A 21,640-nucleotide genomic window follows, 5' to 3' on the forward strand; every position below is an offset into this window, starting at 1 on the left:
ATTCAAACTATTCCGCGGGTGCGTGCACGCCTGACGGCTCGCGGCGCTGGCGCAGCCGGTCGATCAAGAGATAGATCACCGGTGTCGTGTAGAGCGTCAGGATCTGCGACACGAACAGGCCGCCGATGATGGTGATGCCGAGCGGCCGGCGCAGCTCGGTGCCCGGGCCGGTCGCAATGACCAGCGGAATGCCGGCGAACAGCGCGGCCATCGTCGTCATCAGGATGGGACGGAAGCGCGCGCGGCAGGCCTCGAAGATCGCGTCCCGCGACGACAGGCCCTGATGCCGCTCGGCCTCGAGCGCGAAATCGACCATCATGATGCCGTTCTTCTTGACGATGCCGATCAAGAGGATGATGCCGACGAAGGCGATCACGGTCAGCGGCGTGTTCGTCACCTGCAGTGCGAGCAACGCGCCGAGGCCGGCCGAAGGCAGGGTCGAGATGATCGTGATCGGATGCGCCAGGCTCTCATAGAGCACGCCGAGCACGATATACATCGCGACCAGCGCGCCGAGGATCAGGAGCGGCTGCCGCCCGCTGGTCTTGTTGAAGTCGCCGGCATTGCCGTCGAAGCTGCCGCGAATGCCCTCGGGCATGTGCAGCTCGTCGACCGCCTGCTGGATGTTCGTCGTCGCGACCTCCAGCGGCACGTCCGGCAGCAGGTTGAACGACACCGTGGTCGAGGGGAAGCCGCCGGAGTGATAGACCGCGAGCGCCGACAATCCACGCTGGTAGTGCACCAGCGCCGACAGCGGCACCTGCACGTCGTTGGCGCCGGCAACGTAGATGCGCTCGAGGTTCGACGGATCGCTCTGGAATTTCGGATCGATCTCGAGCACTACCATGTACTGGTTGCGCTGGGTGTAGATGTACGAGATCTGCCGCTGCGAGAAGGCGTTGTTGAGCGCATTGTCGATGTCCTGCACGCGGACGCCGAGGCTGGAGGCGGTCTTGCGGTTGATCACGAGGTTGAGCTGTAGCCCGCCGGGATCGCGGTCGGAGGAGACGTCCGTGATGCCATCCACCGTCTCCATGCGCTTGGCCACGATCGGCGCCCATTTCTGCAACAGCTCGAGATCGGTCGAGGCGAGCGTGTATTGGTAGTCGGAATCGCTCTGCCGGCCGCCGGTTCGGATATCCTGGGCGGCGAACATGAACAGGCGGATGCCCGGCACCATGTACAGGTTGCGGCGCAGCCGGTCGATCACCTGGGCGGTCGACAGGCCGCCCCGCTCCTCCGGCGGCTTCAGACTGATGTACATGATGCCGCGGTTGGAGGTGGCGCCGCCCGGGCCGCCGCCGGAACCGACTGACGAGCCGATGCCGGCGACAGCGGGGTCGGCCATCACGATGTCGGCGAGCCGCTGCTGCAGCTGAAGCATCGCCTGGAACGAGATATCCGCCGACGCCCGCGTCGAGCCGATCACGAAGCCGCTGTCGTCGGTCGGAAAATAGCCCTTCGGCGTCTTGATGTAGAGCGTCACCGTCAGCGCGACGGTGGCGAAGAACACCACCAGGGTCAGGAAGGGATAGCCGAGCACGATTCGCAGCGTCGCTGCGTAGAACGCCACGACACGGGACAGCGTGCCCTCGATGACGCGATCGTACCAGGTGGCATGATCGGAGGTCGCCTCCCTGATGTAATGCGCGCAGATCATCGGTGTGATGGTCAGCGACACCACGGTCGAAACCGCGATCGCGAACACCAGCGTCAGCGAGAATTCGCGCAGCAGGCGCCCGACGATGCCATCCATGAAGATCAGCGGCGTGAAGGCCGCGATCAGCGACAGCGAGATCGACAGCACCGTGAAGCCGATCTGCTTGGCGCCTTCGACCGCGGCCGGATACGGCGCCATGCCCTGCTCGAGATTGCGGTACATGTTCTCGATCATCACGATGGCGTCGTCGACCACGAAGCCGACGGAGATCGCCAGCGCCATCAGCGACAGATTGTCGATCGAGAAGCCGGCGAGCCACATCCCGGCGCAGGTGCCCGCCAGCGCCAGCGGCACCGACACGCCGGCGGCGATCGTCGGCACCACCCGGCGCAGGAACACGAACACCACGATCATCACAAGCACTGCGGTCGCCAGCAGCGTGAACTGCATGTCCTCGACGCTGGCGCGGATCGTTCCGGTGCGATCGACCAGGGTGGAGATCTCGACGCCCGCCGGAATCCATTTCTTCAGTTCCGGCAGCATCCTGCGAACGCCGTCGACGGTGTCGATGACGTTGGCGTCGCCCTGCTTGGTGATCTGGATCAGCACCGCCGGCTGCTTGTTGAACCAGGCGATCGAGCGCGAGTTGCGCACGGAATCCTCGACCTCGGCGACGTCGGCGACGCGGACGTAATTGCCGTTCGAGCTTTTGATGACAATGTCGCGGAATTCGGCGGCGGTGCGCATCTGCTTGTTGATCGAGAGCGTCTCGCTCAGCCGGCCGCCATTGAAGATGCCGACCGGCCCCAGCGGGTTGGCATTGATGATCGCGAGCCGGACTTCGTCGGTCGCGATCCCGGCGTTCGCCAGGGACACCGGGTTGAGCGCGATGCGCACCGCTGGCTGGTCGGCCCCGCTGACGGTCACCTCGCCCACTCCCGGCACCTGCGAGATGCGCTGCGCCAGCACCGTGTCGGCGACGTCGTACATCGCGCTAGTCGAGATCGTCTTCGAGGTCAGCGCCAGCACGAATACCGGCGACGCGGCCGGGTTGGCCTTGCGGAACCTGGGCAGCGACGGCAGGTCGCTCGGCAGATCGGCGAGCGAGGCGTTGATCGCGGCCTGCACGTCGCGCGCGGCGCGGTCGATATTGCGGCCGATCGAGAACTGCACCTGGATGCTGGTGGTGCCGAGTGAGCTCGTCGAGGTGATCTGGTCGACGCCCGAAATGGTGCCGAGCTTGCGCTCCAACGGTGCGGCGACGGTCGCGGCCATTACGGAGGGATCGGCCCCTGGCCTGGACGCCGACACCCGAATGGTCGGGAAATCGACATTCGGAACCGACGACACCGGCAGGAACTGGTAGGCGACGATCCCGACCAGGAACAGCCCGATCGCAAGCAGTGTGGTGCCCACCGGCCTGCGGATGAAGGGCTCGGAGATCGAGATCACTGCATGCCCTCGGTGGCGCCCGCGATCGGCGGGCCGCTGGGACCCGGCTCCGGCACGGCCCGCTCGATCCGGCGGTTGAGGCGGTCGAGCGCCAGATAGATCACCGGCGTGGTGTAGAGCGTCAGCAGCTGGCTCAGCAGCAGGCCGCCGATGATCGAGATGCCGAGCGGGAAGCGCAGTTCCGCGCCGGTGCCGCTTTCGATCGCGAGCGGCAGCGCGCCGAACAACGCCGCCAGCGTCGTCATCATGATCGGGCGGAAGCGCAGCAGGCAGGCCTGCACGATGGCGTCATAGGACGACATGCCCTGGCGACGCTCGGCCTCCAGCGCGAAGTCGATCATCATGATCGCGTTCTTCTTGACGATACCCATCAACAGGATGATGCCGATCAGGCCGATCACCGAGAGGTCCTGCCCGCACAGCATCAAGGCGAGGATGGCGCCGACGCCGGCCGAGGGCAGCGTCGAGAGGATGGTGATCGGATGGATATAGCTCTCATAGAGCACGCCGAGCACGATATAGATCGTGATGATCGCCGCCAGGATCAGCCAGGGCTGGCCGGCGAGCGAGCGCGAGAATTCGGCGGCGTCGCCGGAATAGATCCCGACGATGCTGCCGGGCATTCCGATCCTGCTCTCGATCGCCTTCACGGCCGCGACCGCGTCGCCCAGCGCCTCGCCCGGCGCCAGGTTGAAGCTGAGCGAGACTGACGGGAATTGCGCCTGGTGCGAGATCGCGAGCGGCGCCGTTGTCCGGACCAGCGTCGCCACCGCCGACAGCGGCACCTGCGCGCCGTTGGCTCCGGGCAGATAGAGCTTGTCGAGGATCGACGGGTCGCGCTGATACATCGGCAGCGCTTCGAGCACGACGCGGTACTGGTTGGCCTGGCCGTAGATCGTCGAGATCTGCCGCTGTGCGAAGGCATCGTTCAGCGTATCGGTGACGCCCTGCAGACTGACACCGAGCTGGCCGGCACGCTGGCGGTTGACGTCGAGCGCCGCGCGCAGGCCCCCCTCCTGCGCCTCAGAGGAGACATCGCGGAAGATCGGGTCGCGCCGCATCTCGGCGACGAGCTTTTGCGCCCATTGCGAGACCTCGGCGGCGTCGGTCGCGGTCAGCGTGTACTGGTATTGCGAGCGGCTCGACTGGGTCGAGATCTGCACGTCCTGCACCGGCTGGAAGTACACCGTCATGCCGGGCACCGTCGCGATCTTCTCCTTCAGCCGCTCGATCACCTTGACGACGCCCTCGCGCCGCTGGTCGAGCGGCTTCAGCGTCATCACCAGCCGGCCGACATTGGTGGTCGGATTGACCGAACCCGAACCGATCACCGAGACAACGCCGACCACATCAGGATCGGCCTTGATGATGTTTGAGACCGCGCTCTGCCGCCGCTGCATCTCGGCGAACGAGACGTCGGGCCCGGCCTCGGTCACCGCCGTGATCGATGAGGTGTCCTGCAGCGGCAGAAAACCCTTCGGCGCCAGCACGTACATGATCAGCGTCAGCGCGATGGTCGCGAACGTCACCAGCAGCGTCGCGCGCTGGCGCCGCAGCACCCAGAGCAGCGTCCGATGGTAGAACTCCACCATGCGGTCGATGAAACGGCTGACCGCGGCGAGGCCCGGGACCGCCATCTCCTCATGGATGTTCTTGAGCAGCCGCGAGCACATCATCGGCGTCAATGTCAGCGAGACGATCGCCGAGGTTACGACCGCGATCGTCAAGGTGAGCGCGAATTCGCGGAACATGCGGCCAACCAGGCCGGACATGAACAGCAGCGGGATGAACACCGCGATCAGCGACACCGTCAGCGAGATCACGGTGAAGCCGATCTCGCTGGCCCCCTTCAGCGAGGCCTCCATCACCGTTTCGCCGTCTTCCATGTGGCGGACGATGTTCTCGATCATGACGATGGCGTCGTCGACCACAAACCCGGTTCCGATGGTCAGCGCCATCAGCGACAGATTGTCGAGGCTGAAGCCCGCGAAATACATGATGCCGAAGCTCGTGATCAGCGACAGCGGCAGCGCAACGCCGGCGATCAGGGTCGCGCGCAGCGACCGCAGGAACAGGAGCACCACCAGCGTCACAAGCACGACGCTCAGGATCAGCGTGAACTGCACGTCGCGCACCGAGGCGCGGATCGTCACGGTACGGTCGGAGACGATGGTCAGCTTGACGCCGGCCGGGACCGCCCGCTGCAGCCGCGGGATTTCGGCGCGGATCTGCTTGACGACGTCGATGACATTGGCGCCCGGCTGGCGCTGGATATCGATGATGACGGCCGGCGTGCCCTGGTACCAGCCGCCGGTGCGGTCGTTCTCCAGCCCATCGACGATCTGGGCGACGTCGCCGATCGTGACCGGCGAGCCGTTGCGATAGGCGATGATGATCGGCCGGTAGGCGTCGGCGGCGGCGATCTGATCGTTGGCGGCGATGGTGTAGGATTGCTGGGCACCGTCGAGCGATCCCTTCGGCCCCGACACGTTGGCACCGGCGATCGCGTTGCGGAGATCCTCCATCGCGATGCCGTAGGCCGCGAGCCGGGCCAGATCGGCCTGCACGCGCACCGCCGGCTTCAATCCACCGAGGATCGAGACCCGGCCGACGCCGGAAATCTGACTCAGCCGTTGGCCCAGGATGGTGTCGGCGAGATCGCTCATCGCCCGCAGCGAGATCGTGTCCGAGGTCAGCGCCAGCGTCATCACCGGCGCGTCCGCGGGGTTCACCTTGGCGTAGACAGGCGGATACGGCAGCGTCTTCGGCAAGATGCCGGCGGCCGCATTGATCGCGGCCTGCACATCCTGCGTGGCGCCGTCGATGTCGCGGTTGAGGTCGAACTGCAACGAGATCTGGCTGACGCCGAACGAGCTCGTCGAGTTCATCGACGACAGCGACGGGATCTGCCCGAGCTGCCGCTCCAGCGGCGCCGTGATCAGCGAAGCCACCACGTCGGGGCTGGCGCCGGGCAGTTGCGTCGTCACCTGTACGGTCGGGAAGTCGACCTGCGGCAGCGCCGAGACCGGCAGCGCCCAATAGCCGAGCGCACCGCCGATCATCAGGGCGATGCCGAGCAGCGAGGTGGCGATCGGCCGGCGGATGAACGGTTCGGAGACGCTCATGGCTGCGTGCTCGCTGTAAGATCGGCCATTACGAAGTCAGGATGCCGGTCATGGCTGCGCCTTCGGCGCGCCGCCCGACTGTTCGCCCCCTGCTGCCGGCGCGGGCGCCGGTCCGGTCTGCCCCTTCTGATCGCCTTCGCTATGCTCGTGCCGGCCGCGATGCTCGCCGTCCTTGCCCTGCCAGTCTTTCTTGCCGTCCTTGCCCTGCCCTTCGCCTTGGCCAGCGCCGCGCTTGCCGTCGGGATTGCGGCTGCGCTTGCGCGGCGCGAGATCGGCGGCCGGCGGCCCGTCGTCCTTGCCGACCACGACCTTCGCGCCATCGGCGAGATTGGCAAAGCCGGTCGTCACGACGCGGTCCGACGTGGTCAGGCCGCTGGCGATGACGGCCTCATGCTCGTTCTGCTGCGTGACCGTGACCGGCTTGGCGGTGACGATATCGCCCTCACCGATCACGTAGCTGAAGGTGCCGGCCGGACCGCGCTGCACCGCGGAGGTCGGCACCACGATCGCCTGCGGCAGCGTCTCGACCTTAAGCCGCACATTGACGAACTGGCCGGGCCAGAGCTGGTAGCTGGCATTGGGGAATTCCGCCTTCAGCTTCAGCGTGCCGGTGGTCGGATCGACCTGGTTGTCGATGCCGGTCAGCTTGCCGGTATCGATCACGGTGACGCCGTCATTGCCGAACACGTCGACCGCGAGTTGGCCCTTCGCGGCCGCGGCGTTGACCCGCATGATCTGCTGCTGCGGCAGGCTGAACCATACTGCGATCGGCTGCAGCTGGGTCAGGATGACGAGCCCCGTGGTATCGGCGGCGTGGATGATGTTGCCCTGGTCGACCTGGCGAAGGCCGGCGCGCCCCGCGATCGGCGCGACGATCTTGGTATAGCCGAGCGTGGCGCGCGCATTGTCGATCTGGGCCTGGTCGGCCTTGATGATGGCCTGCTGCTGCGCGACCAGCGCTCGCTGCGTATCGGCCTGCTGCTTCGAGCCCGCGTTGGTGGCAGCGAGCTGCTCATAGCGGGCAAGATCGATCTTCTGATTGGCGAGCAGCGCTTCGTCCTTGGCCTTCGTGGCCACCGCCTGGTCGTATTGCGCCTGATAGATCGCCGGATCGATCTCGCCCAGAACATCGTCCTTCTTGACGTCCTGGCCCTCGACGAAATTCACCTTGAGCAGCTTGCCGTCGACCTGCGAGCGCACGGTCACGGTATTCAGCGCCCTCACCGAACCGACGCCGTCGAGATAGACCGGCACGTCATGCACCTGCGGCGTGGCCGCCAGCACCGGCACCGGCGGGTCAGGCCGCCCGCCCGCGCCGCGCCCGCCGCCCCCATTTTGCTTGGGCTGGAAGGCGAGCCAGCCGAGATAGCCGAGCCCGCCGAGGATCACGAGCGTGATGAGCAAGGACACCATGCGCCCCAGCACGCGCGAGAGAAGGCTCCGCTTGCGCGGCGCCGTGCGTTTCTCGTCGTCCGTCGAGTCGGGCTTAAAGAGCATCGACCGGTCTTTCCATCTTCGGTTCCCAGCCGCCCCCTAATGCTTGATATAGGCTCACGATCGCCAATAGCCGGGCCAGTTGGGCCTGCGAATAGGCATCTTCCGCCTGGAACAGGGTCAGCTGCGTGTTTAGCACAGTTACGATATCGGCGGTGCCGGCCTTGAGCTGCTGCTCGGCGAGGTCGAAGGCGCGCCGCGACGACGACAGCACGTCGCGCTGCAGCTGCAGCCGGCGCGTGGTCTCGCGGATCGCGACCAGCGCATTGTCGACGTCGGTGAACGACTGCACCACCGTCTTGCGGTAGGTCTGCAGCAACTCGTCCTGCTTGGCCTTGGTGTACTCGAAATTGCCGAGGATCCGGCCGCCGTCGAAGATCGGCTGGGTCATGCTGCCGACCAGGTTGAAGAAGGCGGCATGCGGCTGGAATAGCGAGACCAGCGCCTGGCTCTGGTAGCCGCCCGTTCCGGTCAGCTGGATGCTCGGGAAGAACTGCGCCCGCGCGCTGCCGACATTGGCGGTGGCGGATGCAAGCTGCGCCTCCTGCCGGCGGATGTCGGGACGCTGGGTCAGCAATTCAGACGGCAGGCCCGGCGTAACGCGCGGGATCGCAACGGCGTTGAGCGAGCCGCCGGAGACGCGCACGCTTTCCGGCGGTCGCGACACCAGCACCGCGAGCGCATTGATGCTCTGGTCGAGCGTCTGCCGCAGCGGCGGCACCAGCGCGCGCTGGTTGGCGAGCACGGTCTCCTGCTGCGCGACGTCGAGATCGGAGCCGGTGCCGGCCTTGAAGCGCTCCTTGATCGCATTGAGGATGCGCTCGGCGCTGGCGATGTTGCGCTGCGCGGTGCGCAGCCGGTCCTGCGTCGCGAGCACGCTGAAATAAGCATTGGCGACGCTCGCCAGCGTGGTCAGCGCCACCACCTCGCGGTCGAACCGGTTGGCAACGGCGGTCTCCTCCGCCGCCTGCGCGGCGTCGCGGTTCTGGCCCCAGAAGTCGAGCTGATAGCTGGCGCTCAGCGAGGCGTTGTAGTTCACCACCTCGCGCCCGCCATTGGTGAGGCCGCTGGCGCTGGAGCCGGAGGTGCGCGAGTAGGTTTCCGATCCGTTGAGATTGAGGGTCGGCAGCAGCGCCGCGCCGGCCTGCCGCGCCAGCGCGTCGGCCTGGCGGAAGCGCGCAACCGCAGCGGCGATGTCGAGGTTGACGGTCTGCGCCTCCTCCATCAGCTGCGTCAGCTCCCTGGAGCGGAAGCCCCGCCACCAATCGAGCGTCGGAAGCGCGTCGCCCGGCCGGCCGAGACGCACGGCCTTGTAGCCCTGCGGCACGTCGAGCGCTGGGTCAGGGATGTCCTGGGTCAGAATGCAGCCGGCAGAACCAACGACCAGGCCGAGCGCAACGAGCGAACGCGCCGCGAGCCGGCGCGCGCGGGCGGCGAGGCCGAACCGGCCTCCAGGCACCATCACGGACACCGGCTGGGTCACACCCGTTCTCCGCCGAAGCCAGACTTCGCCCGTGGCGCACGAATGACGCGTTCAGCGATGGTCTGGGTGACGTTCACGGGGGTATGCTTCCAATGGAACCTGCCTGTCCCATCCTACCCTTGGGACAATGGGGCGGACAGCCCCGTCACGATTGCGTGGCGTCGCATCGCAAGCGATTCGTAGCTACCTTGAATGCCGACTTTTCCCTATTTTTTACGGCATTTCCGCGCATTTCGGACCGGTGCCGGAAGTCACGATTCTTACAAAGATTTCATGGGGATTTCTCGGCTGCTGTTGCATTGAATCCGCAAGATGTGCCGGCACGGCGCCAGACTCGCGCCACCGCGCACCGCGCCGTCAGGTCTTGATTGGCCGAGAGCGCGCAACTCACGCGAAACCGCGGACCACAGGATGATTGTGCTGGCCGACCCGACCGCCACAAAACGGAGTTCTCCCCAAGCCCGTGACCTCCGCGCTTGCGAGGTCAAGCGTGTTGAACCCGTGTTTTGCCGCAGTGCAAAAGCCCTTCCCTTTTTCGATCAGCACACTAGGTTCGCCAAGCAAGACCCAGACCGGCAAAGAAATTCCCCGACATGATATTCAACAAAGACGTCATCGAAGCGATCGGCAACACCCCCCTCATCAAGCTGAAACGCGCGTCCGAACTGACCGGCTGCACCATTCTCGGCAAGGCCGAATTCATGAACCCGGGCCAGTCGGTGAAGGATCGTGCCGGCAAATGGATGATCCTGGAGGCCGAGAGGCGCGGCACGCTGAAGCCCGGCGGCCTCGTGGTCGAGTCGACCGCGGGCAATACCGGGATCGGGCTTGCTGTCGTGGCGAGTGCGCGCGGCTACCGCACCCTGATCGTCATTCCGGAGACGCAGAGCCAGGAAAAGAAGGACATGCTGCGGCTGTGCGGTGCCGAACTGGTCGAGGCGCCGGCGCTGCCCTTCGCCAATCCGAACAACTATCAGCATCTCGGCAGGCGTCTCGCGGAGCAGCTGCGCAAGACCGAACCGAACGGCGTGCTGTTTGCCGACCAGTGGAACAACCTCGACAATCCCAAGGCGCATTACGACTCGACCGGACCGGAAATCTGGCAGCAGACCGACGGCAAGGTCGACGGCTTCATCTGCTCGGTCGGCACCGGCGGCACGCTCGCCGGCATCAGCCGCTACCTGAAGGAAAAGAACCCGGCCATCGTCACCGCCTGCGCCGATCCGCACGGCTTCGGGATGTACGAACTGTTCAAGAATGGGCAGGTCAAATCGACGCCGGGCGATTCGATCACAGAAGGCATCGGGCTCGGACGCGTCACGCCTGTGGTCGAGACGGCGAAGGTCGACACTGCGTTCCTGATCTCCGACGAGGAAGCGGTGACCATCATCTATGAGCTTTTGGAGCACGAAGGCCTGTGCCTCGGCGGCTCGACCGGCGTCAACATCGCGGGCGCGATCCAGCTCGCCAAGCAGCTCGGCCCCGGCAAGACCATCGTCACCATCCTCTGCGACTCCGGCAACCGCTATCAGTCCAAGCTGTTCAACCCGGCCTTCATGCGCTCGAAGAACCTGCCGGTCCCGGAATGGCTGGAAAAGCGCAGCAAGATCGAGCTGCCGCTGGTCTAGGGAGCGAATGCGTCCCCGCAGACGTCATTGCGAGGAGCTATTGCGACGAAGCAATCCATGCTTCCGATGCGGAGGATTGGATTGCTTCGCGGAGCCTGTCATCCGGCGGCGCTTTGCGCCGACCGGGTGGCTCGCAATGACGGCAGAAATCACCGCAGAATCTGGCTCAGGAACAGCTTCGACCGCGCATGCTGCGGGTTGGCGAAGAATTCCTGCGGCGTGTTCGATTCGATGATCTGGCCCGCGTCCATGAAGACGACGCGGTTGGCGACCTCGCGGGCAAAGCCCATTTCGTGGGTCACGACCAGCATGGTCATGCCCTCCTTGGCAAGATCGACCATGGTGTCGAGCACTTCCTTGACCATCTCCGGGTCGAGCGCCGAGGTCGGCTCGTCGAACAGCATCACCTTCGGGTTCATGGTCAGCGCGCGGGCGATCGCAACGCGCTGCTGCTGACCGCCCGACATCTGGCCGGGAAACTTGTTGGCCTGATGCGGGATCTTGACCCGCTCGAGGAACTTCATCGCGGTGGCCTCGGCATCCTTCTTCGGGATGTTGCGCACCCAGATCGGCGCCAGCGTGCAATTGTCGAGCACGGTGAGATGCGGGAACAGGTTGAAGCTCTGGAAAACCATGCCGACCTCGCGGCGGACTTCGTCGACACGGCGAAGGTTCGGGCCGAGGTCGATGCCGTCGACCACGATCTCACCCTCCTGGAATTCCTCCAGCGCGTTGATGCAGCGGATCAGGGTCGACTTGCCCGAACCGGATGGGCCGCAGATCACGATGCGCTCGCCCTTGCCGACCTCCAGGTTGATGTCGCGCAGCACGTGGAAGTCGCCGTACCATTTGTTGAGAGCGGAAATGTTGACGATCGGGGTTGTGGACATGGTGACCTTGTTCAGTGGCGGCGGTGAGCGTTGAGCCGGTTTTCGACGAACAGCGAGTAGCGCGACATTCCAAAGCAGAACACGAAGTAGATCATTCCAGCGAAGGCGAAGCCGGTAAAGGCCGTGGTCGGCGTCGACCAGGTCGGATCGGAGAACGTCGCGTGCAACGATCCCAAGAGGTCGAACAGTGCGACGATCGAAACCAGCGAGGTGTCCTTGAACAGGGCGATGAAGCTGTTGACGAGACCCGGAATGACGTGGCGCAGCGCCTGCGGCATCACGATCAGCGACGTGGTCTTCCACCAGGACAGGCCGAGCGCGCTCGCCGCCTCGCCCTGCCCGCGCGGGATTGCGGCAAGGCCGCCGCGCACCACCTCGGCCTGATAGGCGCCGGCAAACAGCGCAATGCCGATCAGCGCGCGGACCAGCCCGTCGACGTTGAAGTTGCCCGGCAGGAACAGCGGCAGCATGTAGGTTGCGAAGAACAGCACCGTGATCAGCGGCACGCCGCGCCAGAACTCGATGAAGGCGATCGAGAATATCCGGATCAGCGGAATGGTCGAGCGGCGGCCCAGCGCCAGCGCGATCCCGATCGGCATCGAGGTGACGATGCCGGTGACCGACACCACCAGCGTCACCAGGAGGCCGCCCCACAGCCTGGTGTCGACGATAGGCAGTCCGCCGCGGTCGAGCCCCATCAGCTTGATCACGATCGCGATGCCGGCGAAGCTCGCCAGGCTCCCGAGCAGCGCCCGTTGTCCGGTTCGCATGCCGCCGCCGAGGAAAAACAGGATCAGCGAGACGATCGCCGTGGTCAGCAGGAAGTCGAACCACAGCGGCTGGATCGACATCTGGAGCTGCTCGCGCAGCCAGGTCAGCGGAAAGATCAGCCAGCCGATCAGGCTGCCGACGAGCACGATGATATTGCCGACGGCCCACAGCAGCGGCCCGATCGCCGAACTCCGGCTGAGATTGACCAGCGCCCGACCGGCATTGACGATGCTGTCGTCGAACAGCTGCAACAGGCTCGCGACCCAACTGACGCCGAAGCCGGCTAGTCCGCCGCCGCGCAGAAGGAAGAAGGCGACCGCCGGGAACGCGAAGAAGAACAGACTCGCATTCAGGCCCTTCGCCGGCAGGCGCGGAATAAGGAGTGGCAGCAACAGGACGGCCGCGAGGACGAAGGTCAGGTTGACGCGCCAGCGTTCGGCTTCCGGATAGAAGCCATAGATCAGCTGGGTGAGCTTGGCCTGGATGTAGGGCCAGCAGGCGCCGACCTGACGGCCGGCGGTTTCGGCGAGACACGCATTGCGGTCCTTGCCGCTCCAGACCGCATCGACCAGCAGGAATTTGAACGCGGGAACGATCGTGTACCAGAGCAGCCCCAGCGCCAGGATCGTCAGCAGGATGTTGGTCGGCGAATTCAACAGCCGCGTGCGGATGAAACCGACGAGGCCGGTGGTCTTCACCGGCGCCCGGCGTTCAGGCACCAGATCCTGCCGGACGAAGGATGACGCGGTGGCGTCGGTCATGCCCCAAGGCTCCGGTTGATGCGCCAGCCATAGACGCTCATGATCGCGCTGGTGACCAGCGAGATCAGCAGGTACACGCCCATGGTGATGGCGATGATCTCGATCGCCTGGCCGGTCTGGCTCAGCGTCGTTCCGGCAAATACCGAGACCAGGTCGGGATAGCCGATCGCGACCGCCAGCGACGAATTCTTGGTCAGGTTGAGGTACTGGTTGGTCAGCGGCGGAACGATGACGCGCATCGCCTGCGGCACGACGATCAGCCGCAAGGTGGTGCCGCGCGACAGGCCGAGCGACGAGCCGGCTTCCATCTGTCCCTTATGGACCGACAGAATGCCGGCGCGGACGATCTCGGCGATGAAGGCCGCCGTATAGGTCGACAGCGCGACCACCAGCGCAACCAGCTCCGGAATCACCCGCGCGCCGCCGGCGAAGTTGAAGCCCTTGAGTTGCGGCAGCTCGAAGGTCACCGGCAGCCCGAACACCAGCATCGTCACCAGCGGCAATCCGGCCAACAGGCCGAGCACATAGGGCCAGATCCGGATCGCCTGCCCGCGTTGAAACAGCGCCCGCCTTGCGTAGCCGCGCAGCGCCAGCGCGCCTGCGACGCCAATCGCGAGCGCGATCAGAAACGGATCGAGCCCGGGCTCGCCGATCGGCCGCGGGATCACCAGCCCGCGATTGGAGAGGAAGAAGGCGTTGAACAGCGAGATGCTCTGGCGCGGCCCCGGCAGCGCCGCCAGCACCGCGAGGTACCAGAATAACAGCTGGAACAGCAGCGGCAGATTGCGGACGATCTCGACATAGATCTCGCCGAGCCGCGCCAACAGCCAGTTCGGCGACAGCCGGCACAGCGCAATGATGAAGCCGATGATGGTGGCGAAGACGATGCCAATGCCCGCAACCAGCAGCGTGTTGAGCAGGCCGACGAAGAACACCCGCGTATAGGTGTCCGACCCCGAATACGGGATCAGGTTCAGGCTGACATCAAAGCCCGCATTGTTTTTGAGAAACCCGAACCCGGAGGCAATGCGCTGCGTCTCCAGGTTGGCGCGGGCATTGGCCACGATCTCATAGGCGACCCAGGCCAACACCGCCGCGAACACGATCTGCACGGCAAGGCCAGTCCAGCCGGACTGGCCGCCGAGCACGCGCTTCAGGCGGAAGATGAACTGAGGCGGTGGTTTTCGGGGCTCGGTCGTCATCGCCGCAGCCGCCTCGTCGCCGATCAGCGGATCGGAGGCGCGTACTGGATGCCGCCCTTGTTCCAGAGATTGTTGAGCCCGCGTGCGATCTGCAGCTTCGATCCGACGCCGACGTTGCGATCGTACATCTCGCCGTAATTGCCGACGGCCTTGATGATGCGGGAGAACCAGTCCTTGGTCAGGCCGAGCTGCTCACCGAGATTGCCGTCGGTGCCGAAGGCGCGCTTGAGGTCGGGCTTGTCCGACTTGGCCATCTCGTCGACGTTCTTCTGGGTGACACCGAGTTCCTCGGCATTGATCTGGGCGAACAGCGCCCACTTCACGATGTCGAACCACTGGTCGTCGCCATGGCGAACCATCGGGCCGAGCGGCTCCTTGGAGATGATCTCGGGAAGCACGACGTGGTCGGACGGGTTGGCGAGCTTCAGTCGCTGCGCATAGAGCTGGGACACGTCGGAGGTGAACACGTCGCAGCGGCCGGTCTCGTAGGCCTTCACGGTCTCGTCGGCACCGGCGAACGCGATCACCTCATACTTCATGTTGTTACCCTTGAAGTAGTCGGCGAGGTTCTGCTCGGTCGTGGTGCCGGTCTGCACGCAGACCGACGCGCTGTTCAGCTCCAGCGCCGAGTTTACCTTCAGCGACTTCTTCACCAGAAAGCCCTGCCCGTCATAATAGGTCACGCCGGTGAAGTTGGCGCCGAGCGAAGTATCGCGCGACAGCGTCCAGGTGGTGTTGCGCGACAGCACATCGATCTCGCCCGACTGCAGCGCGGTGAAGCGGTCCTTGGCCGACAGCGGCACGAACTTGACCTTGGACGGATCGTCGAAGATCGCCGCCGCGATGCCACGGCAGATGTCGACGTCGATGCCGGTCCAGTTCCCCTTGTCGTCCGGCGACGAGAAGCCCGGCAGGCCGCCGCTGACGCCGCAGGACAGCTGGCCTCGGTCCTTGACCGTCTTGAGGGTTTGCGCCGAGGCGGCCTGGACCGACAGGGCGGCGGCAGCGGCGAGGGTGACAGCCAGGGATACGCGTTTCATGGGCGGGGCCTTTCAGGGTCGTCCGGTGGACGTTTGCATTGTGATCGCCTCGCGTTCACGGGCCATCCCAATGATCCCTTGCAGCAAAAATGCCGATTTGACCGGCAGTTTGACCTGCAAACCGGTCAGGCAACGGATCGTAGGTCGCGGCAGGCCCCTCAACGTGCGGCGACTGGTAGTTGCGCCGCATCACATAGCGACTGACGAGCCGGGTCAAGGGGTTGACGCATGTCTTCTACCTCTTGTTAGTAACACCTCCCGGCCCGGCCCCGTCTTCCCGACGCGGTACGGCTGCGGCAAAAAGTCTAAAGTCTAACGGCAGCGCTCCATGACCTCCTCCGACGGCTCCACGCCCTCCCACCCGCAACAGGCCGCCACCCGCCTGGTCACGGCCGGCCGCGACACCAAGGCCCAGAAGGGCTTTGTCAATCCGCCGGTGTTTCACGGCTCGACCGTGCTCTATCCGACCGCGGAGGACCTGCACGCCCATCGCGCCGAATTTATCTATGGCCGCCACGGCAGCCCGACCACGCGGGCGCTGCAGGACGTGCTGATGGCGCTGGAAGGCCCGCAATGCGCTGGCGTCGGCCTTGCCCCGTCGGGACTGGCGGCGATCAGCACCACGCTGCTCGCCGTACTCAAGACCGGCGATCACCTCCTGGTGTGCGACAATGCCTATCGGCCGACCCGCAATTTCTGCGACAACATGCTCAAGCGCTACGGCATCGAGACCAGCTATTTCGATCCGCTGATCGGCGCCGGCATCGAGACGCTGTTCAAGCCGAACACCCGCGCGGTGCTGATCGAAGCGCCCGGCTCGCAGACGTTCGAGATGCCGGACGTGCGGGCGATATCGGCCGTGGCGCACGCCCGCGGCGCGCTCATGATCGACGACAACACCTGGGCGACGCCGCTCTATCACCGCTCGCTCGAACAGGGCGTCGACATCAGCATGCAGGCCGGCACCAAATATATCGGCGGCCACTCCGACATCATGTTCGGCACCATCGCAGCCAATGCGAAAGCCTGGCCGCTGATCCAGGAGGCGATCCGCCTGCTCGGCGTCTGCGCCGGCCCCGACGACGTCTATCTCGCGCTGCGCGGGGTTCGCACGCTATCGGTGCGGCTTGCGCAGCACCACCGATCCGGACTCGAGATCGCGCGCTGGCTCGGCGCGCGGCCCGAGGTCGATCGCGTGCTGCACCCTGCCCTCGACACCGATCCCGGGCACGCGATCTGGAAACGCGACTTCACCGGCGCCTCCGGGCTGTTCAGCATCGTGTTGAAGCCGGTGCCACAGACCGCGGTCGATGCAATGCTGAACGCGCTCACTTTGTTCGGCATGGGCTTTTCCTGGGGCGGCTTCGAAAGCCTCGCCATCCCGTTCGACTGCAGCGACTATCGCACCGCGACCAAATGGTCGCCGGGCGGGCCGACGCTGCGGCTGCATATCGGGCTCGAGAATCTCGACGACCTCAAGGCCGATCTCGACCGTGGATTTGCGGCGTTGAAGGCCGCGCTCTGATCCTCGCGCCCTGCCACGTTAGACGACATTAACCACGCTCCACCGGCGCTGACGCCGCGTTGCGACCAACGTCGTACGCCTTAAGCACGCGCGATCTCCGGGATTCTGCGGAGATGCAACGGCGCCGATAACTCGCCGTTCACCATCCCCACCAATCCCTTAATTGTCCGGACCTTCCATCAAGTTCCCTTATACTTTTGCGGCCGTAGTGATGCCTCGGGAAGGGCTGTCAGTGCCGCAAGGACGCGATTGCCCTGTGTGAAGGGCATTCAGACAATCGCATGAAAACGGCACGCATCGTGGTCCTCGGCATCGCCGGCGTCGCAGGCCTCGCGGCCATGTATCTCGCGAGCGTTGGCGATCGCAAACCGGCGCCGGTCGCGCCGCCCGTCGCGCAACTGCCGACCGTCGAAGTGCTGGTCGCAAAGTCCGACATCGGGCTCGGTCAATCGGTCAAGGCCGAAGACATCCAGTGGCAGCGCTGGCCGGCTGAAACTGCAAGCAGCGCGTTCATCCGTCACGACGCCAACGCCAATGCCATGAACGACATCATCGGTTCGATCGCACGCGCGCCCTTCATCGTCGGCGAACCGATCCGCGAGCAAAAGCTGGTCAAGGCCAACGGAAGCGGCTTCATGGCCGCGATCCTGCCCTCCGGCATGCGCGCGATCTCCACCGAAATCTCGCCGGAGACGGGCGCCGGCGGCTTCATTCTGCCGAACGACCGCGTCGATGTGATCCTGTCGCGTCGCGACAAGAATCCCGATCAGCAAGGCGGCCGCGATATCGTCACCACTGAAATCCTGCTGTCCAACGTCCGCGTGCTGGCGATCGACCAGGCGCCGAAGGAGAAGGACGGCAACAACTCCCTCGTCGGCAAGACCGTGACCCTCGAGCTCAAGCCCGAACAGGCCGAGACGCTGGCGCGCGCCCGGCAGAGCGGAACGCTGGCGCTGGCGCTGCGCAGCATCGCCGACGTCAGCGAGCAGACCGACGAGACCAGAGACCATGCCCCGAAGCGGGGCGAGAGCATCAAGGTGGTGCGCTTCGGCATCCCGAGCTCTCTGACGACACAGAAGTGATGGGGGCTTCGATATGACGACGGGTGCGAAACAAATGGCGACGTCGACCACGCTGGTCCGCGCGCTGTCATTGTCGGCGATCACCGCGCTGATGCTGATCCCTGCCCTTGCCAGCGCGACCGATCCCGACAAGAACGCGGATGTCGCGGTGACGAGCAGCATCGCCGCCAAGACGCGCTCCGTCTCGCTCGGCGTCGGCAAGTCGGTCGTGGTCGACCTGCCGCGCGAGGCCAAGGACGTTCTGGTCGCCGATCCCAAGATCGCCAACGCCGTGATCCGCTCGGCGCAGCGCGCCTATATCATCGGCGCGGCAGTCGGCCAGACCAACGTGGTGTTCTTCGACGCCGACGGCAACCAGGTCGCCTCCTACGACATCGCGATCAAGCGCGACCTTAACGGAATGCGCGCCGCGCTGAAGCAGATGCTGCCCGGCGTCCAGATCGAGGGCGTCGGCGACAGCGTCGTCCTGACCGGCACGGTGGCAAGCCCGGTCGAGGCCCAGCAGGCCGGCGACATCGCCGCCAAACTGGTCGGCAGCGCCGACAAGGTCGTCAATTCCATCGTGGTCCGCGGCCGCGACCAGGTGATGCTGAAAGTCACCGTCGCCGAAGTCCGCCGGGACGTCGTCAAGCAGCTCGGCGTCGACCTCAGCGCCAACATGAACTACGGCACCGCCGCGGTGGTCTTCAACAACGCCAACGCCTTCACCGCCAATAACGGTGCGCTCGCCCCCAACAACGGGCTGACGGGCGCAGCCCTGAACAAGCTCGGCGTGCCGACCGTCACCGCGACGCTGCGCGCGATGGAGAGCGCGGGCGTGGTCAAGACGCTGGCCGAGCCCAACCTCACCGCGATCTCCGGCGAGTCGGCGACCTTCATTTCGGGCGGCGAGTTTCCGATTCCGACCGGCGTCACCTGCCAGACGACGACGTCGGGCACGATCGGCAATTGCGTGCAGACCGTCAGCTTCAAGAAGTTCGGCATCTCGCTCAACTTCACGCCGGTGGTGCTGACCGAGGGACGGATCAGCCTGAAGGTGATGACCGAGGTCTCCGAAGTCTCGATGGAGAACGCCCTGACCGGCGGCCAGAACGGCACGACCATTCCCTCGATCAAGACCCGCCGCGCCGACACCACGCTGGAGGTGCCCTCCGGCGGCTCGATCGCGATGGCCGGTTTGATCCAGGAGCAGACCAAGCAGGCCATCAACGGCATGCCCGGCGTCGACCAGATCCCGATCCTCGGCCAGCTCTTCAGGAGCCAGGACTTCGTCAACAACGAGACCGAGCTCATGGTCATCGTGACGCCCTACGTGGTGCGCGCCGTTGCGCAGAAGGAGCTGTCCCGTCCCGACGACGGATTTGCCCCGGCTTCCGACGCGCAGTCGGCACTGCTGGCGCGCGTCAATCGCATCTACGGCGTCGCCGCCCGCAGCGAGCCGATCGGCGCCACGCCGGTCAATTTCGGCTTCATCATCGACTGAGGCGCGGACCTGAAGGGGTTGGGGGATCCTATGATGACACGCAACACACAAGCCGGTCGTGCCAGGACGCTGTCGCTGTTGGGCGCCCTCGTCGTCAGCGCGATCGCGCTCGGCGGCTGCAATCTGACGGGCGACAATCTTGCCACCGGCACCGTGGGCGACGACTACCGGCAGCGGCATCCGATCGCGGTGACCGAGGGCGAGCAATCAATCGTCGTCTTCGTCGGCCGCGCCCGCGGCAACCTCACCGAAGCGCAGCGCGACGACGTCATGGGGCTGGCGCGCACCTGGCGCCGCGAAGGCACCGGCGCGATTGCGATCGACGTGCCGGCCGACAGCTCGAACTCGCGCTCGGCACAGGCGGTGTATCAGGAGATCCGCGGCCTGCTGGCGTCGATGGGCGTACCCGCCCATGCCATCACCAAGCGCTCCTACCATCTCGATGATCCGCGCGCGCTTCCGACCGTTCGGCTGAGCTATCCGAAGATGGCCGCCGTCGCCGGTCCCTGCGGAGTGTGGCCGAGCGACCTCGGTGCCTCGATCTACAATCCGAACTACAACCAGAACAAGCAGTACGACAATTTCGGCTGCGCCACGCAGCGTAACCTTGCCGCGATGGTCGCCAATCCGTCCGACCTCGAACAGCCGCGAACCGAGACCGCAGCCTATACGCCGCGCCGTACGATCGCGTTCGATAAATACCGCAAGGGTGAGTCGACCGCGACCGCCTACCCCGAAGCCGAGAAAGCCAAGCTGAGCGACGCCGCGAAATGACCGAACAACAAGACGAGCCGCAGCACGCCAACGATTACATCGCGCCGGCGCCGCGGATTTCCGTGCAGGCGTTCTGCGCAAGCGTCGCGACCGCCGCGAACGCACGCGCGGCTGCCGACGACCGCCGGCTCGCCAAGGCTCATCTCTCGGTCCATATGGGCGGCATCGCCGCGGCGATCGACGCCTACCACAAGGCGCCGACGCCCAACGTCATCATGCTCGAGACCGAGCCGGATCATGATTTCCTCGCCGGTCTCGACGAGCTCGCCACGGTCTGCGATCCCGGCACCCGCGTCGTGGTGCTCGGCACGGCCGGCGAGACTGCGCCGTATCGCGAATTGGTCCGGCGCGGCGTCAACGACTACGTCATCGGGCCGGTCAAGGTGCTCGACATCGTGCGCTCGATCTGCAGCCTGTTCTCGGCCTCCGAAGCGGTCTCGGTCGGCCGCCTGATCGCGGTCGCGGGCGCCAAGGGCGGCGTCGGCGCCTCGACCATTGCCCACAATGTCGCCTGGACCATCGCACGCGACCTCGGGCTGGATTCGGTCGTCGTCGATCTCGACCTCGCCTTCGGTACGGCCGGCCTGGACTACAATCAGGACCCGGTGCAGGGCATCGCCAACGCCGTGTTCTCGCCCGAGCGTCCGGACTCTGCCTTCATGGAACGCCTGCTCGCAAAGTGCGGCGATCATCTCAGCCTGCTGGCGGCGCCGGCCACCCTCGACCAGGTCTACGATTTCGGCGCCGAGGCGTTCGATGCCATCTTCGATACGATGCGCATGACGACGTCCTGCATCGTGCTCGACGTGCCGCATCAATGGACCGCCTGGACCAAACGCGTGCTGGTCGGTGCCGACGATATCCTGATCGTGGCCGAGCCCGACCTCGCCAACATGCGCAACACCAAGAACATGATGAACCTGTTGAGGACCGCGCGTCCGAACGACCGTCCGCCGCTCTACTGCCTGAACCAGGTCGGCATGTCGAAGCGCCCCGAGATCGAGGTCAAGGATTTCGCCAAGACCATCGAGAGCCAGCCGATCGCGGCGATCCCGTTCGACTGCAGGCTGTTCGGTGAAGCCGCCAACAACGGCCAGATGATCGCGGAAGTCTCCGCGCGTCACCGCACCACAAGGACTTTCCTGCAGATCGCGCAGCGCCTCACCGGCCGTCCCGATCTCGCCGAAGCCCGCGAGTCGTTCCTGTCGCCCATCCTCAGGAAGCTGCAGTCGCGCCGAAATGACGGGCGCCGGGCCGCCGGCTAGCGTCC

14 protein-coding genes are annotated in these 21,640 nt (G+C 65.5%); 6 read left to right on the forward strand and 8 right to left on the reverse strand.

The annotated features are described in order from the left end of the window. Nucleotides 1–7: 7 nt before the first annotated feature. From ACVMDN_RS17420 to ACVMDN_RS17435, 4 genes are read right to left on the reverse strand one after another with little or no spacing between them, the layout of a single operon-like run. Nucleotides 8–3,112: an efflux RND transporter permease subunit gene (locus ACVMDN_RS17420; protein WP_456835097.1), complete on the reverse strand. Its 3,105-nt coding sequence runs from the start codon at nt 3,110–3,112 to the stop codon at nt 8–10. Next, complete coding sequence (locus ACVMDN_RS17425) at nt 3,109–6,237, reverse strand: efflux RND transporter permease subunit (protein WP_456835096.1); 3,129 nt, start codon at nt 6,235–6,237, stop codon at nt 3,109–3,111. Before ACVMDN_RS17425 ends, ACVMDN_RS17420 begins: the two co-directional genes overlap by 4 nt. 48 nt (nt 6,238–6,285) lie before the next feature. After that, the gene (locus tag ACVMDN_RS17430; RefSeq protein WP_456835095.1) at nt 6,286–7,734 is read right to left on the reverse strand and encodes an efflux RND transporter periplasmic adaptor subunit; all 1,449 of its coding nucleotides are present in this window, start codon (nt 7,732–7,734) and stop codon (nt 6,286–6,288) included. Next, nucleotides 7,724–9,193 carry an efflux transporter outer membrane subunit gene (locus ACVMDN_RS17435; RefSeq protein WP_316394383.1) on the reverse strand — a complete coding sequence of 490 codons (1,470 nt, stop codon included), beginning with the start codon at nt 9,191–9,193 and terminating at the stop codon, nt 7,724–7,726. The genes ACVMDN_RS17430 and ACVMDN_RS17435 overlap by 11 nt, the downstream gene beginning before the upstream one ends. 614 nt (nt 9,194–9,807) lie before the next feature. Here ACVMDN_RS17435 and ACVMDN_RS17440 point away from each other — a divergent pair. After that, the gene (locus ACVMDN_RS17440) at nt 9,808–10,842 is read left to right on the forward strand and encodes a cysteine synthase A (RefSeq protein ID WP_076828754.1); all 1,035 of its coding nucleotides are present in this window, start codon (nt 9,808–9,810) and stop codon (nt 10,840–10,842) included. Nucleotides 10,843–10,991: 149 nt separating this feature from the next. Here ACVMDN_RS17440 and ACVMDN_RS17445 read toward each other — a convergent pair whose 3' ends face one another. Genes ACVMDN_RS17445 through ACVMDN_RS17460 form a run of 4 tightly spaced genes read right to left on the reverse strand, consistent with a single transcriptional unit; the run spans nt 10,992 to nt 15,506 of the window. Beyond that, entirely contained in the window at nt 10,992–11,732 is a 741-nt protein-coding gene (locus ACVMDN_RS17445; protein WP_028331915.1) for an amino acid ABC transporter ATP-binding protein, read from the reverse strand. An 11-nt stretch (nt 11,733–11,743) separates the two neighbouring features. Continuing rightward, the gene (locus tag ACVMDN_RS17450) at nt 11,744–13,264 is read right to left on the reverse strand and encodes an amino acid ABC transporter permease (RefSeq protein ID WP_456835094.1); all 1,521 of its coding nucleotides are present in this window, start codon (nt 13,262–13,264) and stop codon (nt 11,744–11,746) included. Further along, nucleotides 13,261–14,466, reverse strand: coding sequence for an amino acid ABC transporter permease (locus ACVMDN_RS17455; protein WP_456835093.1), 1,206 nt, complete (start codon nt 14,464–14,466; stop codon nt 13,261–13,263). Before ACVMDN_RS17455 ends, ACVMDN_RS17450 begins: the two co-directional genes overlap by 4 nt. A 23-nt stretch (nt 14,467–14,489) precedes the next feature. After that, complete coding sequence (locus tag ACVMDN_RS17460) at nt 14,490–15,506, reverse strand: amino acid ABC transporter substrate-binding protein (protein ID WP_310884671.1); 1,017 nt, start codon at nt 15,504–15,506, stop codon at nt 14,490–14,492. Between the two features lie 328 nt (nt 15,507–15,834). Between ACVMDN_RS17460 and metC the strand changes: the two genes are divergently transcribed. The 5 genes from metC (at nt 15,835) to ACVMDN_RS17485 (ending at nt 21,635) form a co-directional block, all read left to right on the forward strand. Further along, nucleotides 15,835–17,031 carry a cystathionine beta-lyase gene (metC, locus tag ACVMDN_RS17465; RefSeq protein ID WP_456835092.1) on the forward strand — a complete coding sequence of 399 codons (1,197 nt, stop codon included), beginning with the start codon at nt 15,835–15,837 and terminating at the stop codon, nt 17,029–17,031. 281 nt (nt 17,032–17,312) lie between these two features. Further along, nucleotides 17,313–18,113 carry a Flp pilus assembly protein CpaB gene (gene cpaB, locus ACVMDN_RS17470; protein ID WP_456835091.1) on the forward strand — a complete coding sequence of 267 codons (801 nt, stop codon included), beginning with the start codon at nt 17,313–17,315 and terminating at the stop codon, nt 18,111–18,113. Between the two features lie 34 nt (nt 18,114–18,147). Then, the gene (locus ACVMDN_RS17475) at nt 18,148–19,596 is read left to right on the forward strand and encodes a type II and III secretion system protein family protein (protein WP_038377148.1); all 1,449 of its coding nucleotides are present in this window, start codon (nt 18,148–18,150) and stop codon (nt 19,594–19,596) included. A 33-nt stretch (nt 19,597–19,629) separates the two neighbouring features. Further along, the gene (locus tag ACVMDN_RS17480) at nt 19,630–20,370 is read left to right on the forward strand and encodes a CpaD family pilus assembly protein (protein WP_310885946.1); all 741 of its coding nucleotides are present in this window, start codon (nt 19,630–19,632) and stop codon (nt 20,368–20,370) included. Further along, a complete protein-coding gene (locus ACVMDN_RS17485) occupies nt 20,367–21,635 on the forward strand; it encodes an AAA family ATPase (RefSeq protein WP_057016553.1) in 1,269 nt (422 codons plus the stop codon). The genes ACVMDN_RS17480 and ACVMDN_RS17485 overlap by 4 nt, the downstream gene beginning before the upstream one ends. Nucleotides 21,636–21,640: the final 5 nt, after the last annotated feature.

The organism is Bradyrhizobium sp. USDA 4510, from assembly GCF_054059095.1.

Coding starts and splice junctions, on each gene's coding strand:
- ACVMDN_RS17425 (WP_456835096.1), bottom strand. CDS start 6,237: ATGAGCGTCTCCGAACCGTTCATCCGCCGGCCGATCGCCACCTCGCTG.
- ACVMDN_RS17430 (WP_456835095.1), bottom strand. CDS start 7,734: ATGCTCTTTAAGCCCGACTCGACGGACGACGAGAAACGCACGGCGCCG.
- ACVMDN_RS17435 (WP_316394383.1), bottom strand. CDS start 9,193: ATGGTGCCTGGAGGCCGGTTCGGCCTCGCCGCCCGCGCGCGCCGGCTC.
- ACVMDN_RS17440 (WP_076828754.1), top strand. CDS start 9,808: ATGATATTCAACAAAGACGTCATCGAAGCGATCGGCAACACCCCCCTC.
- ACVMDN_RS17445 (WP_028331915.1), bottom strand. CDS start 11,732: ATGTCCACAACCCCGATCGTCAACATTTCCGCTCTCAACAAATGGTAC.
- ACVMDN_RS17450 (WP_456835094.1), bottom strand. CDS start 13,264: ATGACCGACGCCACCGCGTCATCCTTCGTCCGGCAGGATCTGGTGCCT.
- ACVMDN_RS17455 (WP_456835093.1), bottom strand. CDS start 14,466: ATGACGACCGAGCCCCGAAAACCACCGCCTCAGTTCATCTTCCGCCTG.
- ACVMDN_RS17460 (WP_310884671.1), bottom strand. CDS start 15,506: ATGAAACGCGTATCCCTGGCTGTCACCCTCGCCGCTGCCGCCGCCCTG.
- metC (WP_456835092.1), top strand. CDS start 15,835: ATGACCTCCTCCGACGGCTCCACGCCCTCCCACCCGCAACAGGCCGCC.
- cpaB (WP_456835091.1), top strand. CDS start 17,313: ATGAAAACGGCACGCATCGTGGTCCTCGGCATCGCCGGCGTCGCAGGC.
- ACVMDN_RS17475 (WP_038377148.1), top strand. CDS start 18,148: ATGGCGACGTCGACCACGCTGGTCCGCGCGCTGTCATTGTCGGCGATC.
- ACVMDN_RS17480 (WP_310885946.1), top strand. CDS start 19,630: ATGACACGCAACACACAAGCCGGTCGTGCCAGGACGCTGTCGCTGTTG.
- ACVMDN_RS17485 (WP_057016553.1), top strand. CDS start 20,367: ATGACCGAACAACAAGACGAGCCGCAGCACGCCAACGATTACATCGCG.